Source organism: Streptomyces sp. BHT-5-2 (assembly GCF_019774615.1).
Lineage (GTDB): Bacteria > Actinomycetota > Actinomycetes > Streptomycetales > Streptomycetaceae > Streptomyces.
In genome coordinates this window covers 4,629,402-4,643,618 of sequence record NZ_CP081496.1, presented here as the reverse complement: position 1 = coordinate 4,643,618, position 14,217 = coordinate 4,629,402, and the positions used below count along the sequence as shown (strand labels likewise).

The window sequence follows — 14,217 nt, the reverse complement described above, 5'->3', positions numbered from 1 at the left end:
GCGTGGTGGCACCGGGACCGTGCGCGCCGGTGACGAGCGGCGGGAGAACGGATGGGAACGACCGACGGGGCCACGGCCCGGGTGCTGCGGGCGCCGCGGATCGCGGCGGTGGCCGGGATCGTCGCCGCGCTGCTGCTGGGCGCCGCCATCCTCCTCGTACGCCTGGCGGTGCCCGAGCACCCCCAGGACGCCACCGACTGGATCCGCGAGACCTCCCAGCGGGACTCCCTGCGGACCGCACTGGCCCTGCTGCCGTTCGCCGGGATCCTCTTCCTGTGGTTCATGGGGGCGGTGCGGGACTACGTCGGGGAGGGGGAGGACCGGTTCTTCGCGACGCTGTTCCTGGGCAGCGGGCTGCTGTTCGTGGCCATGCTGTTCGTCCTGGCGGCGACCACCGGGAGCCTGCTGGCGGCCACGGAGGTGACCGGGGCGGCTTCGGCGGGGGAGCAGGCGCTCTGGCAGTACGGGCGCCATCTCGTCCTGGACCTGCTGACCCAGTACGCCACGCGGATGGCGGCCGTGTACGTGGTGTCCACGACGACCATCGGGCACAAGCTGGGCCTCTTCCCCCGTTGGCTGGTCTGGCTGGGCTATCTGGTCGCGCTGGTGCTGCTCTTCGCCGTCGGCGGCACCAGTCACCTCGAACTCGTCTTCCCGCTGTGGATGCTGGCCGTCAGCGGGCATGTCTTCGTGGTCGCCCTGCGCCGCCGTGGGGACGGCGGCCGGCGCGGCCCGGTGGCCACGGCCGGGCTCTGAAACCGGCACGGACCCGCTGCATCCCCGGGGCCCGCCTCCGCTTTCGCGCGCCCGCCGGGACGGGCGGAACGGTCCGCCCGGGCGGTTCAGTCCCTGACTCCGCCGATGGTGAGCGGCAGATGCCGGGGGCCGCGCAGCACCGCGTTCTGCCGGTACGGGGGCGGGTCCTCGACCAACTGCGGGGCGTCGAGCCGGCGGACCAGCTCGGTCAGCGCGAGCTGTGCCTCCAGACGGGCGAGCGGAGCCCCGAAACAACTGTGCAGCCCATGTCCAAACCCCAGGTGCTCGTTGTCGGGGCGGTCGGGGACGAACCGGTCGGGGTCGGTGAAGCGCTGCGGGTCCCGGTTGCCCGACGCCACCATGAGGAAGAGCGGGGCGCCCTGGGGAATGACCGTCCCGGCGATGTCGATGTCGGCGAGCGTCGTGCGCTGCGGCAGCATCTGCACCGGCGGTTCGAACCGCAGCAACTCCTCGACCAGCGGCACCACCAGGCCCGGTTCACCGCGCAGCCGCTTCAGCACGTCCGGGTTCCGCAACAGCGTCAGCATGCCGTTGGTGATGAGGTTGACCGTCGTCTCGTGACCGGCGATCAGCAGCAGCACCGAGGTGGTGATCATCTCCACCGGCGACAGCTGCCCGTCCGGGCCGTGTTCGGTGGCCATGGCCGACAGCATGTCGTCCCGCGGAGCCCGCCGGCGCTCCTCGATCAGTTCGGCGAGATAGCGCGCGAGGTCGGCCCGGGCCTGCCGGACCGCCTGCGCCATGGCCGCGCGTTCCTCGGCCGTGCCGATCGGGTCCAGACCGGCGGCGATGGTGTCGGCCCACTCGTGGAAGTGCGACTCGTCCTCGCGCGGCACGCCCAGGATCCGGCAGATCACGGTGACCGGGAACGGATACGAGACGTCGTCGACGAGATCGACCGTGTCCCGCCCCCGCAGCCCGTCGATCAGCCCGGAGACGATCCCGGCCAGCTCGCCGTGCATCTCGAACACCCGGCGCGGGGTGTGCGGCGGGCCGAACGGGCGCATCGCCAGCCGTCGCAGCCGGTCGTGCTCGGGAGGGTCGAGCAGCAGGAACGACGGCGGCAGGTCGGGGTCCTGCTCGTGACCGACGGCCGCGGCCGCGTCCGGCGTCAGATTTCGGGCGTCGGAACTCACCCGCGGATCGTGCAGCAGGCCCTTGATCTCCCAGTACGTACTGACCAGATAGGGGCCCGACTCGTCGCGCACCACCGGCGTCCTGCGGAGCTCGGCGTAGAGCGGATACGGGTCGGGGCGGTTGGCGTAGTCGAGGATCTGGCCCAGGAGTGCGACCGACGTCATGGGTTTTCCTTCCAAGGGGCTGCGACCGGCGACGACCTGCCTGCCTACCCGCGTCAGGCGCGTCGCGGGGTGAACGAGACGCGCCGGTCGGTCGGCGAGTACCCGCTGAGGGTGACGGTGGGCCCGTGGGTGGGCTGCGAGGGATCCGGGAAGCCCGCCGACACCGGCTGGTGCCCCTCGGGGCGCCGGTCGACGGTGGTGAACTCCGGTGGGAACGGCGCGGCCTGCTCGATCTGCCGCTCGTAGAAGTCCAGCCACTTCGCCTGGTCGAAGGTGACCGCGGCGATCACCCGCCCCTGGTAGCCGTACGCCGCGGTGAAGCGGTGCTCGGCGAGCGACCCCTGGCTGACGAGGATCTGATCGGCCATCGGTGGCACACCGACGGACTTGATGTTCACCCCGAACTGCGCCGACCAGAAGGACGGCATCCACAGGTGCGGCCGCCGCTCGGCACTGGCACTGACCATGTTGTGCGCCGCGACCTCGGCCTGCGCGACCGCGTTGCCCCAGTGTTCCAACGACAGGAACTGGTAGCCGAACAGCGGGTGCGGCGAGCGGGCCACGTCGCCGGCGACGAAGACGTCGTCGGTGACGATGCCCCGTACGTCGAAGGCGCGGCACCCGGCGTCGCACGCGATGCCGCGCGGGCCGGCGCCCAGCCCGGAGTCCGCGAGCCATTCGGTGTTGCGGGTGGCACCCAGCGCGACGACCACGATGTCCGCCTCCACCGCGCTGCCGTCCGAGAAGTGCGCCTTGCGCACCCGCCCCGCGGAGTCCCCTTCCAGCCCGGTGACCAGCACCCCGCACCGCAGGTCGACGCCGTGCGCGCGCTGCAGTTCCGCGGCCACCTCGCCGACCACGCCGCCGAGCGCGCCCACCAGCGGAGCCGCCGCGCGCTCCGCCACGGTGACCGGGACCTCCCGCTCACGGCAGGCGGACGCGATCTCCGAGCCGGTGAACCCGGCCCCGATCACCAGGACCCGGCGCGGACCGGCCGCCAGCCGGTGGTGCAGCCGTGCGGCGTCATCCTGGGTGCGCAGCACGAACACCCCGTCCAGTTCGGCCTCCAGCTCATGCGGCCAGGGACGGGCCCGGACACCGGTCGCGATCAGCAGCCGGTCGTAGTCGAGCGTGTCGCCGTCGGCCAGCCGCACCCGCCTGGCCGCCAGGTCCAGCCCGGTGGCCGCGGACCCGAGCCGCCACTGCGCGTCGATCGGACGGCGCCTGGGCAGCCTGGTGTGGTCCGCCGGCACCTTGCCCAGCAGGACCTGCTTGGACAGCGGGGGCCGGTCGTACGGCTCGTGGGGCTCGTCGCCGACCAGGGTGAGCGTCCCCGTGAAGCCCTCCGCGCGCAGCGTCTCGGCGGCCCGCAGCCCCGCCAGCGAGGCACCCACGATGACGATCCGGCCCTCGCGCCGCAGCGCCTCCAGATGTCCGTCAACCGACACCGGACCCACCCGCCTTCCCCGCGGCCGCCGGCCGGTCCTCGTAGTCGAGGGTGATGGCCTTCACGGGACAGGCGTCGGCCGCCCTGCGGACGTTCTCCCGCTGCGTGTCGTCGGCCTGCGGGTCGTACATCAGCGCCTCTTCGCCGTGCATGGTGAACACGTCCGGCGCCAGGAAGGCGCACTGGGCGTACCCCTGGCACCGGTTGAGATCGACGACAAGCCTCATGAACTCTCCGCTCCTCCGCGACGGGATCGGGGGCACGGCGGCGGTGCGCGCGGGCACGCGACCGGATCGGGGCCCGGCCCCGCTCCAGCTTGGTGAGCCCTCCGGGCGGGCGCACGCCGGTCACGGCGTCGGAGTGAGCCGCCGGCCACCGGGCGCCCGGGCCGGCCGGGCATCCGGGTGAGTCGCGGCGTGCGCCGCTCCGGGTGTCGGTGGAGGAGTGGTTCAACTCTCCTGCGGGGGAGTGCCGTTGGTGCCCGGGGGCAGCTGCTGTTCGGCCCAGATGACCTTGCCCTGGGGGGTGTAGCGGGTGCCCCAGCGCTCGGTGAGCTGGGCGACCAGGAACAGGCCGCGGCCGCCCTCGTCCGTCGTCGCGGCGTACCGCAGATGCGGCGAGGTGTTGCTGCCGTCGGCCACCTCGCACACCAGGCTGCGGTCCCGCAGCAGCCGGGCCTTCACCGGTGGGGAGCCGTAGCGGATCGCGTTGGTGACCAGTTCGCTGACCACCACCTCCGTCGCGAAGGCGAGTTCGTCCAGGCCCCACTCGGTGAGCTTGTCGGAGATGCTGGAGCGCATCCGCGCGACCGCGGCCGGGTCGAACGGCACGTCCCAGGCCGCGACCCGGTCCGGACCGAGCACCCGGGTGCGGGCGATCAGCAGCGCCACGTCGTCCCGCGGACGGTCCGGCAGCAGCCGGTCCAGGACCGCCCGGCAGTTCTCCTCCGGGGAGCGGCCCGGACGGGACAGTGCGCCGCGCAGCAGTTCCATGCCCACGTCGAAGTCCCGGGTGCGCTCCTCCACCAGCCCGTCGGTGTACAGGACGATCTGGGTGCCCTCGGGCAGGTGCAGCTCCGTGGTCTCGAAGGGCACGCCGCCCAGCCCCAGGGGCGGGCAGACCGGCAGCTCGGGGAACTCCACGGTGCCGTCGGGGTGGACCAGCGCCGGCGGCGGATGCCCGGCCCGGGCCATGTCGCAGCGCCGCGAGACCGGGTCGTAGATCGCGTACAGACAGGTGGCGCCGGTGACGCCGGTGTCGTCGGTGCTGTCCGCCTCCTCCTGGTCGATCTGGTCGACGAGGTCGTTGAGATGGCCCAGCAGCTCGTCCGGCGTCAGGTCGAGGGTGGAGAAGGTGTGCACCGCCGTGCGCAGCCGCCCCATCGTGGCCGCGGCGTGCAGGCCGTGGCCCACGACGTCGCCGACGACCAGCGCGACCCGGCTGCCGGACAGCGGGATGACGTCGAACCAGTCACCGCTCACCCCCGACTGGGCGGGCAGATAGCGGTGGGCGACCTCCATGGCGCTCTGCTCGGGCAGCGTGCGCGGCAGCAGACTGCGCTGCAGGGTCACGGCCAGCGCGTGCTCCCGGGTGTACCGCCGGGCGTTGTCGATGCTCAGCGCGGCGCGGGCCACCAGCTCCTCGGCCAGTGACTGGTCCTCGTCGTCGAAGGGCTCGGGCTTCTGCGACCGCCAGAAGTTGGCGACGCCCAGGACGTTGCCGCGGGCGTTGAGCGGCGTGGTGATCAGCGAGTGGATGCCGCACGCCAGGACGCGGCGGGCCCGGTCCGGGTCCTGTAGCTGCCACGAGTGGGTGGCGGAGAGGTCGGAGACCACCTGGGAGCGGCCGGTGTCCATGCCGCGTGCCTGGGGCGTGCCGTCCACGAACGTGATCAGCGTGCCGGGCGGGTGGAAGGGCAGCTCGTCGAGGATGCCGTGCACGGCGGTGCGCCGCATCTGCTGGGCACCGCTGCCGGCCGGCTCGTCGCCGCGCAGTACGGGGGCCGCCAGGTCGACGGTGACGAAGTCGGCGAGCCGCGGGACCGCGACCTCGGCCAGCTCCTCCGCCGTGCGGGCGACGTCGAGGGTGGTGCCGACGCTCACCCCGGCCTCGTAGAGCAGCCGCAGGCGCTCGTGCGCGACCTCGGCGCGGCCGGAGAGCAGCCGCAGCTCCGTGGAGTCGCGGATGGTGGCGACTGTTCCCATGCCGACGGCGTGCCGGTCGGTGCGCCGCTGGTTGACCGCCAGCAGCCGGCCGCCCGCCTGGTGGATCTCGTCGGTCGCGGGCCGGCCCGAGGACAGCAGGCCGGCGAGTTCCGGGGCGAGGCCCGGCAGCCGGGCGACCTCCTGTCCCTCGGCGTTCTCGGGCAGCGCGAGCAGTCGCCTGGCCTCGTCGTTGGCCAGCAGCAGCCGGCCGTCGCCGCTGACGATGACCACGCCTTCCCGCACCGCGTGCAGCACCGCCTCGTGGTGCTCGTACATGCGGCTCATCTCGGCGGACCCCAGCCCGCGGGTCTGCCGCCGCAGCCGGGTGGTGATCACCGTGGTGGCGGCCGTGGCCAGGGCCAGTGCCACGCCGCTGATGGCGAAGATCACCGGGAGGTGCCCGGCGATGGCGCGGCTCACGCTCGCCACCTTCATCCCCGCGGACACCAGGCCCACCACCGAGCCGTGGTCGTTGATCGGGACGATGGCCTGCACCTCGTGGCCGAGCGGGCCGTGCACGCTCTCGACGTAGACCCGGCCGGCCAGCGAGGGGCCGATGGTGCCGACGAAGCGCTTGCCGATCTCCTCCGGCTTGGGGTGCGTGTACCGGATGCCGTGGGTGTTCATCACCACGATGAAGTCGACGCCCGCGTGCTTGCGGGCCTCTTCGGTGAGCGGCTGCAGGATCTTCGACGGGTCCGGGGCCCGCAGTGCGGCCCGGACGCCGGGGGAGTAGGCGAAGGTCTGCGCGACGGCGATCGACCGGCTGCGGGCCTCCTGCTCGGCGTCGTTGCGCGAGGTCAGCAGGAGCGCCGCCAGCGTGCCCAGGACGAGCAGCAGCCCGACCGTGAGTTGCAGCAGGAAGACCTGCCCCGCGAGACTCTGCGGGCGTCGTTCGGTCAGTGCCCTTACCGTTGCGCGCCGATATCGGCCGGACCCTGCGGCCATGCGCTATTTCTAACACTCCCCGGCCGGGAGCGCTGCCCTGCCGTCGGTCGTGTCCGTCCGGCGCCGGTGTCGGCTGCGGCCCGCCCGCCCCGCACGGTCGGGACGGGGCGCGTCGGCGGGCGGCCGCCGCGCCGTTGCTGCGAGCGGGTGCCCGGCTACGCGCCGCCGGGTGTGGTGCGGCCCGGCCCGGTGCCGGCCAGCAGCTCCGCGGCGGCGACACCGGAGGCCGCGGTGGCGCCGTGGGTGAAGATCCGGACCGATCCGGGGAGCGCGTCGCCCGGCAGCCCCATCTCGACCACCACCGCGTCCGGCCGGGCCGCGGTGAGGCCGGCGAGGGCGCGGCCCATCCACGCATGGCGGGCGGCGTCCCGGACGACGACGACCAGCGGGCGCCCGGTGGCGGGGGCCAGGGCGTACTCCTTCAGCACCGCGGGCCGGTCGGCGAGCTGCCGGTGCGGCAGGCGGACGAAGGTGGTGCCGGGCAGCCGCTCGCGCAGCGGGGCGCCGACGCCCCAGGGCGTCTCGTCGCCGATCGCGGGGTTGGTCGCGGGCACCAGCTCCACCACGTGCGGGGCGGCGGCCAGCGGGAGGACGGCGCCGGCCGGGCCGCGTACGCGCAGCGCGGCGCGGGCGGCGACGAAACCGATGTCGCCGTTGACCGGATCGACCGGCACGCCGTGGCCCAGTCGGTGCGACCAGGCGGCGAACGCCCGGACCCGTTCGGCGGCCTCCGCGAGGCGCTGCTCGGCGAGTGCCCCGCGGGCGGCGGCGCCGGTGAGCGCGTCGGCGAGGACGGCGACGGTGGACTCCTCGGCGTGCTCCCCGCCGACACAGACCGCGTCGGCGCCGGCGGCGACGGCCCGGGCCGCGGCGCCGCCGATGCCGTGGCGGCCGGCGACCGCGCGCATCTCGATGGCGTCGGTGACGATCAGGCCGTCGAAGCCGAGCTCCTTGCGGAGCAGGTCGTCGAGGAGGCGGGGGCTGAGGGTGGCCGGCAGGTCCGGATCGTGGGCGGGCACCAGGAGGTGGCCGCTCATGACCGCGCCGACGCCGGCCTCCACGGCGGCCCGGAACGGCGGCAGGGCCCGCGCGGCGATCTCGTCCCGGCTCGCGCCGTAGCTCGGCAGGCCGTGGTGGGAGTCGACGGCGACGTCCCCGTGGCCGGGGAAGTGCTTGGCGCAGGCGGCGACGCCGGCCGACTGGAGGCCGCGGATCCAGGCGGCGGCGTGCCGGGAGACGAGCGCGGTGTCGGCGCCGAAGGAGCGGACGCCGATGACGGGGTTGTCGGGGTTGGAGTTGACGTCGACGCTCGGCGCGTAGTCCAGGCTCACACCGGCGGCGCGCAGTTGGCGGCCCAGGTCGCGGGCGACCGCCGCGGTCAGTTCGGGGTCGTCCACGGCGCCCAGGGCGAAGTTGCCGGGCCGGGTGGCGCCGGTCGCGGACTCCAGGCGGGTGACGTCCCCGGCCTCCTCGTCGACCGCGACGATCAACTCCGGGTTCTCGGCGCGGAGTTGGCCGGTCAGGCGGGTGAGCTGCTCGGGCGAGGCGATGTTGCGGGCGAAGAGCACCACGGAGGACAGGCCGTCACCGATGGCGCGCAGCACCCAGTCCGGCGCCCGGGTGCCCACGAACCCCGGCTGGAGTACGGAGAGCGCGAGGCGGCGCAACTCCTTGCGGTGCGTACTGGAGGACATCGACGGGGCCTTCCGGGTCGTGGCGCGGCATCGATCGACGGCATTGGTACGGACCAGCGGATATTGGCGTGGCCCGATCCGGGATGTCAAGGGACGGCCCGCCAGACCCTGGTCGCGGGCCCAACACCCTTCCGTGCGGGCTCTGTTCGCCTACCGGCCGGGTGCCGGTCAGCAGGCACCGAGATCCTGCCAGACACCCCACTCGCCGGTGGTTCCGGGCTCCTCCCCGGTCGTCCACCACTTGGCCTTCCAGGTGTGTCCCTTGTAGGAGACCTGCTGGCCACCGGTGTACACGGCGCCGCTGTTCCACGGACTGGCCGTGCACTGGTTGCCGCTGCCGCCGGTGACGGTCAGCGCGTACGACGCGGTGTGCGTGCCGGAGGGGCCGCTGCCGGTCACGTCGAGGTGGTAGGTGCCGTTGGCCACCGCCGAGGTCGTGGACACGGTGAGCGTGGACGAGCCGCCGGCCGTCACGGACGTGGGGCTGAGCGCCGCGGTCACCCCGGCGGGCGCCCCGCCGACGGTGAGGTCCACCTGCTGCGCCGAGCCCGCCGTGACCGCCGTCCGCACCGTGGCGCTGGCCCGGCCGCCCGCCGTCACCGAGGCGGCGGCCGGACTGGCCGTCACCGAGAAGTCGTTGGCCGGTGCCGTCCCGCCGCCGGTGAACGGCGCGAAGACATGACTGAAGTCCCAGGTGTTCTGCGGGATGCTGGAGCAGCTGTCGCCGGACGGGGCGCCGGGGCAGCTGCCGTTGTCCCGCTGGAGCGCCCAGAACGACAGCGTGTCGATCCCTTGGGACACCGCCCAGTCGTAGACCTGGTGGGCGTTGGCCAGGGTGAAGGTCTCGGCCGGGCCGAAGTCGTCGACGCCGGGCATCTCGACGATGCCGATCATGCCCCACAGCTGCGCCGTGGACTTGCCCGGGTAGAGCGGCTTGAGTTGGTCGTACAGCCCCTGGGCGGCGGTCCGGGTGTCCTGGGCCATGTCGTGCGTGGCGTTGTCGTAGTAGTCGAACGTCATGATGTTGGCGACGTCCACCCGGGCGCCGTTGCTCACCGCGTTCTGCAGCAGGGCCACGCCGCTGTCGGTCAGGCCGTGGGTGGTGGTCGGCAGGGTGTACGAGATCTCCACCGTGCGGCCGTTGGCCGCCGCCCAGTCCTGGACGAGCTTGATGGCCTTGTTCCGCCGGTCGACGGCCGCGGAGTCGTCCAGCGAGTCGGCCTCGATGTCCATGTCGAGGCGTGGGACGTCGTAGGTCGTGATCACCTTCTCGTACGCGGCGGCGATCTGGCCGACGTCGGTACAGCTGTCGGCGATCTCGGTGCCGGTGGTGTCCGCGGTGTAGCCGCCGAACGAGGGGATGACATCACCCCCCTTCGCCTGGATGGTCTTGATGTCGTCGCCGAACGAGGCGGGGGAGATGGGGGTGTCGGTGCTGCCGTTCCACAGGGCGGTGCAGGAGCCCTTGGCCGCGGTCTGGACGAACGCCATCGTCAGGTGGTCGACGCCTGACTGGGCGGACAGCGCGGCGGGGCTCCCGCCCGTCCAGGACTCGAAGTAGGGGGCGAACACATGGGCCGGGAGCGGGGTCGCCGCATGGGCGGCACCCCCGCCCAACGCGGTCAGACCGGCCGTGGCCACTGCGGTGACGGTCGCGGTGAGTACTGCACGGAGGGAGCGCCTGCGTCTCATGTCTGTCCCGTCTGTTCCGTCTGTTCCGTCTGTTCCGTCTGTCCCGAGCGTGCGGAGGTCGACCGCCGACTCCCTGGTGTGCGCGGCCCGTTCGCGCGCGGCGGTGTGGGATATGGGATAGCCCCGGGGGCGGGAACAAGTCAATGGACTGGACCAAGTTTGGACTGGACCAATCCGCGCCGCCGTCGGCCGCCGCCCTGGCCGGCCCCGTCACGACACTCTGGACCGCCACCCCGCACACACCACCACGAACGCACCGCCCCGCCCGCTGCCCGGCCCGGACTTGGCGTCGAAGTCACCTTGACGGAAAGTCAGTTGGCGTGCGCGGAGGGGCCGGGCGGCCTGCGGCACCGCCCTCCGTGGCGAAGACGGCGGCCGAGGATCTTGCGACCGTCCGGCAGCCCTGGCCACAGCCTGCCCGTTGCTCCTACGATGCCAGGGAGCGAGGAGGGGGACTCGACGTGGCACAGCGCGTGGGGCGGGTGGAGTTCGTCGTCGCCTGGGCGATCAGAAACCTGGACGGGCTCGTCGCCGTGGGGCTCGGCCTGACCATCGGCCTGATGGACGTCCTCGGCGACGTCATCAGCGACAAAGTTTCCTCCGGCGCGACGCTGCTGGTGCTCGGCGCGCTCGCGGTCGGCACGATGACCGAGCGGCTGCGCCGCAAGGCCGACATCGCGGAGGCGTCCGCGGAGACCCGCCGCGCCCTGGAGGACCTCGCCATGGTCCGCTCCCTCACGGGCGACCAGGTCGGCGACGCACTGGAACGGGCCCGCGCCCAGACCAACCTCTGGTACTTCAAGGGCGGCACCGGCACCTACCTGCGCGCCGTCACGCTGCCCCGCTGCGTCGAGGCAGCCACCCGCCAGCGCGCCCAACTCAGCGTCAAGATAGACATCATCAACCCGGCGGACGAGCAGACCTGCGCCGCCTACGCCCGCTTCCGCCAGACCTTCGCCCGCCGTCGCAACGACGACGCGGCGGACGCCTGGACCGTGGACCGCACCCGCAAGGAGGCGTACGCCACGGTCCTGGCCGCCTGCTGGTTCCGCCAGCGGCTCGACACCCTGGAGATCAGCGTCCATCTCTCCTCGGGCGTCCCCACCCTGCGCTTCGACCTCTCCGAGACCTGCCTGATCATCACCCAGGACGACCCGAACCGCGTCAACCTCCTGGTCGCCCGCGACCAGCCGCTCTACGACTACTACGTCACCGAGCTGCACCAGAGCCGCGAACAGGCCGCCCCCCTCGATCTGCGCGGCGTCGGCTCCCTGGGCGACGCGCCGACCGTCGACGAGGTGCGCGCGGTCTTCGAGGACGTCGCCCTCCCGCTCCCCTCGGTGTTCAGCGACGCCGACGTCGCGGAGATCGTCGAGAAAGCCCTGCACGCTGAGGACCCCTACCGGAGGTGAGACGCCTCGGGCGCGGCTCATGGACTACGACACGCTCGACCGACTGCTCCGGCCCGGCACCCCGCCGGGGGCACCCCGCGCCGGGGTCACCGGCGCCCTGGAGGACATCGCCCGCGGCAAACGGGAGTTACGCGCGGTCCACCACCCGCTCGGCTTCCTGTGCCTGCCGCTCGTCCGCGACGGCGCCCGCGGCGTCTGCGTCCACCTCTTCGGCACCGGCGTCCCCGCCGACCCCACCGCCGCCCCCATGCACGCCCACAGTTGGGAGCTGCGCAGCTATGTCCTCTTCGGCCGGGTCGGCAACCTCCCGGTGACGGTGACGGACGAGACGCGCACCCCCACCCACCGGATCTTCGAGGTCTTCAGCTCCCCCTCGGGCGTCGACGAACTGCGGCCCACCTCCCGCCTGGTGCACTGCGCACCGGGCCCGCCCGCCTCCAGCGGCAGCGGCGAGACCTACAGCCTGCCGGCCGGCGAGTTCCACGCCACCGTCGTCACCCGCGGCCAGCCCGCCGCCACCCTGGTGCTCGGCCGGTCGCTGCCCGGCCACACCGACCTCTCCCTGGGCCCCCTGCACGGCCGCGGCCACCGGACGGTGCGCCGGCTGTGCGGCGCGGAAGACACCGAGCGGACCGTCCGCACAGCACTCAGGAGGATCCATGCCGAGCAGCGCGAGTGACCGGGGCGCCGCACCGTACGCGAGCGAGACGCGGGTGGCCGTGGCCGCGGCGGAGGAGGCGGGTGTCCTGCTGCGCGGCCGCTTCGGCGCGGCGCGGGCGGTGGGCGTCAAGGACGCCGAGGGCGACATCGTCACGGACCTCGACCTGGCCGCGGAGAAACTCATCCTGGCCCGCCTCCAGACGCACTTCCCGCACGACCGGATCCTGTCCGAGGAGGCCGGGCTCCTGGACGCCGCCGGCCGGCGCACCTGGCTGGTGGATCCGCTCGACGGCAGCAACAACGTCGCGATCGGCCTGACCGCGTACGCCGTCGGCATCGGGCTGTGCGTGGACGGCGCGCCGGTCGTCGGCGTGGTGCACGAACCGGTCACCGGCTCCACCTGGCGGGCCGTCAGCGGCCAGGGTGCGTGCTGCGGCCCGGACCGCCTGCCCGGCCCTCCCGGCGCGGTGCCGCGCAGCGGGCCGGTGGTCGCCTGGACCCAGGGCCACGCGGTGGGCCGCACCGACCAGGTCGCCGCGGGACTGCGCGGCCAACTGGAGCGCTGCACCCGGCGGGTGCTCCAGCTGTGGGCGCCGCTGCTCGGCTGGAGCATGCTGGCGCGCGGGGCGATCGACGGCTTCGTCGGCTACCGCGCGGAGGGCATCGACTTCCCCGCCGGCGCCCTGCTGGCCACCGAGGCGGGCGTGGAGTTCCGCACCCTGGCCGGCGGCCCCTTCACGGTCGGCTCCGCCGGCCCGGACACCGACCGCAGCTTCGTCGCCGCCCGCGGCGACACCCTGACCTACCTGCTCGACGTGGTCGCCCGCGCCCGGGCGGCCTGAGCCGGACCGGCCGGTCACCCCACCGCCAGTGCCACCGTCGCCGCCAGCGTCGCCGTCACGGCCAGGACGAACCCCGTCCCCATGAAGCGCCGCAGCGGGATGACCGTGCCCTGGCCGCGGCAGCGCTCGAACCACAGCAGCGTCGCCAGCGACGCCCACGGCGTGACCAGCGGGCCGACGTTGGTGCCGATGAGCAGCGCCAGCAGCTGGTGGTGGTTGCCGACCGGCACCGCCGCCTCGCCTGCCATGTAGACCGGGAGGTTGTTGAGGACGTTGGACAGGCCCGCACCCACGCCCGCCGAGCGGAGCATGCCGCCGAGGCCGCCGTCCGGCCCGATCGCCGCCGTCAGCAGCGTGTGCAGCCCGTGCGCGTCCACCGTCTCGACGACCAGGAACATCCCCGGCACCAGCACCAGCAGCCGCCACGGCACCAGCGACAACCGCAGCTCGGCGGGGCGCCGCAGCGCGAACGCGACCACCACGACCAGCATCGTGGTCAGCGACGCCGACCACAGCGGCAGGTCCGCGAGCAGGATCGCCAGCAGGAAGCCGGCACAGGCCAGCGCGCACACCCGGAACAGCACCGGATCGGCCGGCGCCCGCCGCTCGGGCGGTACGTAACTGTCGGAACCCCGCCGTCCGCGCCGCCAGTAGAAGCACCACAGGCACGCCATCGTCACGGCGACGGCGGCCAGTTGGGACAGGCCCATCGTGGCGGCCATCCCGACGGGGGAGAGCCCGACGCGGTTGGACGCCAGCAGGTTCGTCAGGTTGGACACCGGCAGCAGCAGGCTCGCGGTGTTGGCGAGCCAGACCGTCGTCATCGCCAGCGGCACCGGTGCGATGCCCACCCGCCCGGCCAGCGCCAGCATCACCGGCGTCAGCAGCACCGCCGTGGTGTCCAGGTTCAACGCGATGGTGGTGACCGAGGCGAAGAGCACACACAGCCCGAACAGCCGCGGATAGCTGCCCCGGCCGGTCCGCGCCACCCAGGACGCCACCGCGTCGAACACCTCGGCCCGGCCGGTCAGTTCGGCCATCACGATGACCGTCGCCAGGAAGACCAGCAGCGGCCCGATCCGCGCCATCGCCTCCCCGGCGGGCGCGGTCGGCAACAGTCCTGTGGCCACACACAGCAGGCCGCAGGCGAGCAGCCCGGCGGCGAGCCAGTCCAGGGGATGCAGACGCTTGAGGAATCGCACGCCCGACAGGGTCGCACACAGGGCCGGACGAGCGGGGA

11 protein-coding genes are annotated in these 14,217 nt (G+C 73.6%); 4 read left to right on the top strand and 7 right to left on the bottom strand.

Annotation, left to right across the window (positions count from 1 at the left end; translation table 11 throughout):
• The first annotated feature begins 51 nt into the window (after positions 1-51).
• Positions 52-756, top strand: coding sequence for a hypothetical protein (locus K2224_RS20550; protein ID WP_221907973.1), 705 nt, complete (start codon positions 52-54; stop codon positions 754-756).
• Between the two features lie 86 nt (positions 757-842).
• Here K2224_RS20550 and K2224_RS20545 read toward each other — a convergent pair whose 3' ends face one another.
• From K2224_RS20545 to K2224_RS20520, 6 genes are all read right to left on the bottom strand, one after another.
• Positions 843-2,078 carry a cytochrome P450 gene (locus K2224_RS20545; protein WP_221907972.1) on the bottom strand — a complete coding sequence of 412 codons (1,236 nt, stop codon included), beginning with the start codon at positions 2,076-2,078 and terminating at the stop codon, positions 843-845.
• 53 nt (positions 2,079-2,131) lie between these two features.
• Positions 2,132-3,526 carry an NAD(P)/FAD-dependent oxidoreductase gene (locus tag K2224_RS20540; protein ID WP_221907971.1) on the bottom strand — a complete coding sequence of 465 codons (1,395 nt, stop codon included), beginning with the start codon at positions 3,524-3,526 and terminating at the stop codon, positions 2,132-2,134.
• Entirely contained in the window at positions 3,516-3,752 is a 237-nt protein-coding gene (locus K2224_RS20535) for a ferredoxin (RefSeq protein ID WP_221907970.1), read from the bottom strand. Before K2224_RS20535 ends, K2224_RS20540 begins: the two co-directional genes overlap by 11 nt.
• Before the next feature lie 222 nt (positions 3,753-3,974).
• Positions 3,975-6,677, bottom strand: a complete 2,703-nt coding sequence (locus K2224_RS20530; RefSeq protein WP_221907969.1) for a SpoIIE family protein phosphatase/ATP-binding protein — start codon at positions 6,675-6,677, stop codon at positions 3,975-3,977.
• A 155-nt stretch (positions 6,678-6,832) separates the two neighbouring features.
• Positions 6,833-8,371, bottom strand: coding sequence for a glycoside hydrolase family 3 protein (locus K2224_RS20525; RefSeq protein ID WP_221907967.1), 1,539 nt, complete (start codon positions 8,369-8,371; stop codon positions 6,833-6,835).
• A gap of 168 nt (positions 8,372-8,539) precedes the next feature.
• Complete coding sequence (locus K2224_RS20520; RefSeq protein ID WP_221907966.1) at positions 8,540-10,063, bottom strand: chitinase; 1,524 nt, start codon at positions 10,061-10,063, stop codon at positions 8,540-8,542.
• A 461-nt stretch (positions 10,064-10,524) separates the two neighbouring features.
• Here K2224_RS20520 and K2224_RS20515 point away from each other — a divergent pair, with 461 nt between their 5' ends.
• The 3 genes from K2224_RS20515 to K2224_RS20505 are packed head-to-tail and all read left to right on the top strand — an operon-like array spanning position 10,525 to position 12,977.
• Positions 10,525-11,475 (top strand): hypothetical protein, encoded by a 951-nt coding sequence (locus K2224_RS20515; protein WP_260692842.1) that lies wholly within the window; start codon positions 10,525-10,527, stop codon positions 11,473-11,475.
• A 19-nt stretch (positions 11,476-11,494) separates the two neighbouring features.
• Complete coding sequence (locus tag K2224_RS20510) at positions 11,495-12,154, top strand: hypothetical protein (protein ID WP_221907965.1); 660 nt, start codon at positions 11,495-11,497, stop codon at positions 12,152-12,154.
• On the top strand, positions 12,135-12,977 hold the full coding sequence (locus tag K2224_RS20505) for an inositol monophosphatase (RefSeq protein WP_221907964.1): 843 nt from the start codon (positions 12,135-12,137) through the stop codon (positions 12,975-12,977). Before K2224_RS20510 ends, K2224_RS20505 begins: the two co-directional genes overlap by 20 nt.
• Positions 12,978-12,991: 14 nt before the next feature.
• Here the strand turns inward: K2224_RS20505 and K2224_RS20500 are convergent, their stop codons facing one another.
• Positions 12,992-14,179 carry an SLC13 family permease gene (locus K2224_RS20500; protein WP_260692840.1) on the bottom strand — a complete coding sequence of 396 codons (1,188 nt, stop codon included), beginning with the start codon at positions 14,177-14,179 and terminating at the stop codon, positions 12,992-12,994.
• Positions 14,180-14,217 lie beyond the last annotated feature (38 nt).

Bases quoted from the DNA above. Each gene is read 5' to 3' on its own strand.
- K2224_RS20505 (WP_221907964.1), top strand. From the start codon at position 12,135: ATGCCGAGCAGCGCGAGTGACCGGGGCGCCGCACCGTACGCGAGCGAG.
- K2224_RS20550 (WP_221907973.1), top strand. From the start codon at position 52: ATGGGAACGACCGACGGGGCCACGGCCCGGGTGCTGCGGGCGCCGCGG.
- K2224_RS20545 (WP_221907972.1), bottom strand. From the start codon at position 2,078: ATGACGTCGGTCGCACTCCTGGGCCAGATCCTCGACTACGCCAACCGC.
- K2224_RS20535 (WP_221907970.1), bottom strand. From the start codon at position 3,752: ATGAGGCTTGTCGTCGATCTCAACCGGTGCCAGGGGTACGCCCAGTGC.
- K2224_RS20530 (WP_221907969.1), bottom strand. From the start codon at position 6,677: ATGGCCGCAGGGTCCGGCCGATATCGGCGCGCAACGGTAAGGGCACTG.
- K2224_RS20520 (WP_221907966.1), bottom strand. From the start codon at position 10,063: ATGAGACGCAGGCGCTCCCTCCGTGCAGTACTCACCGCGACCGTCACC.
- K2224_RS20525 (WP_221907967.1), bottom strand. From the start codon at position 8,371: ATGTCCTCCAGTACGCACCGCAAGGAGTTGCGCCGCCTCGCGCTCTCC.
- K2224_RS20510 (WP_221907965.1), top strand. From the start codon at position 11,495: ATGGACTACGACACGCTCGACCGACTGCTCCGGCCCGGCACCCCGCCG.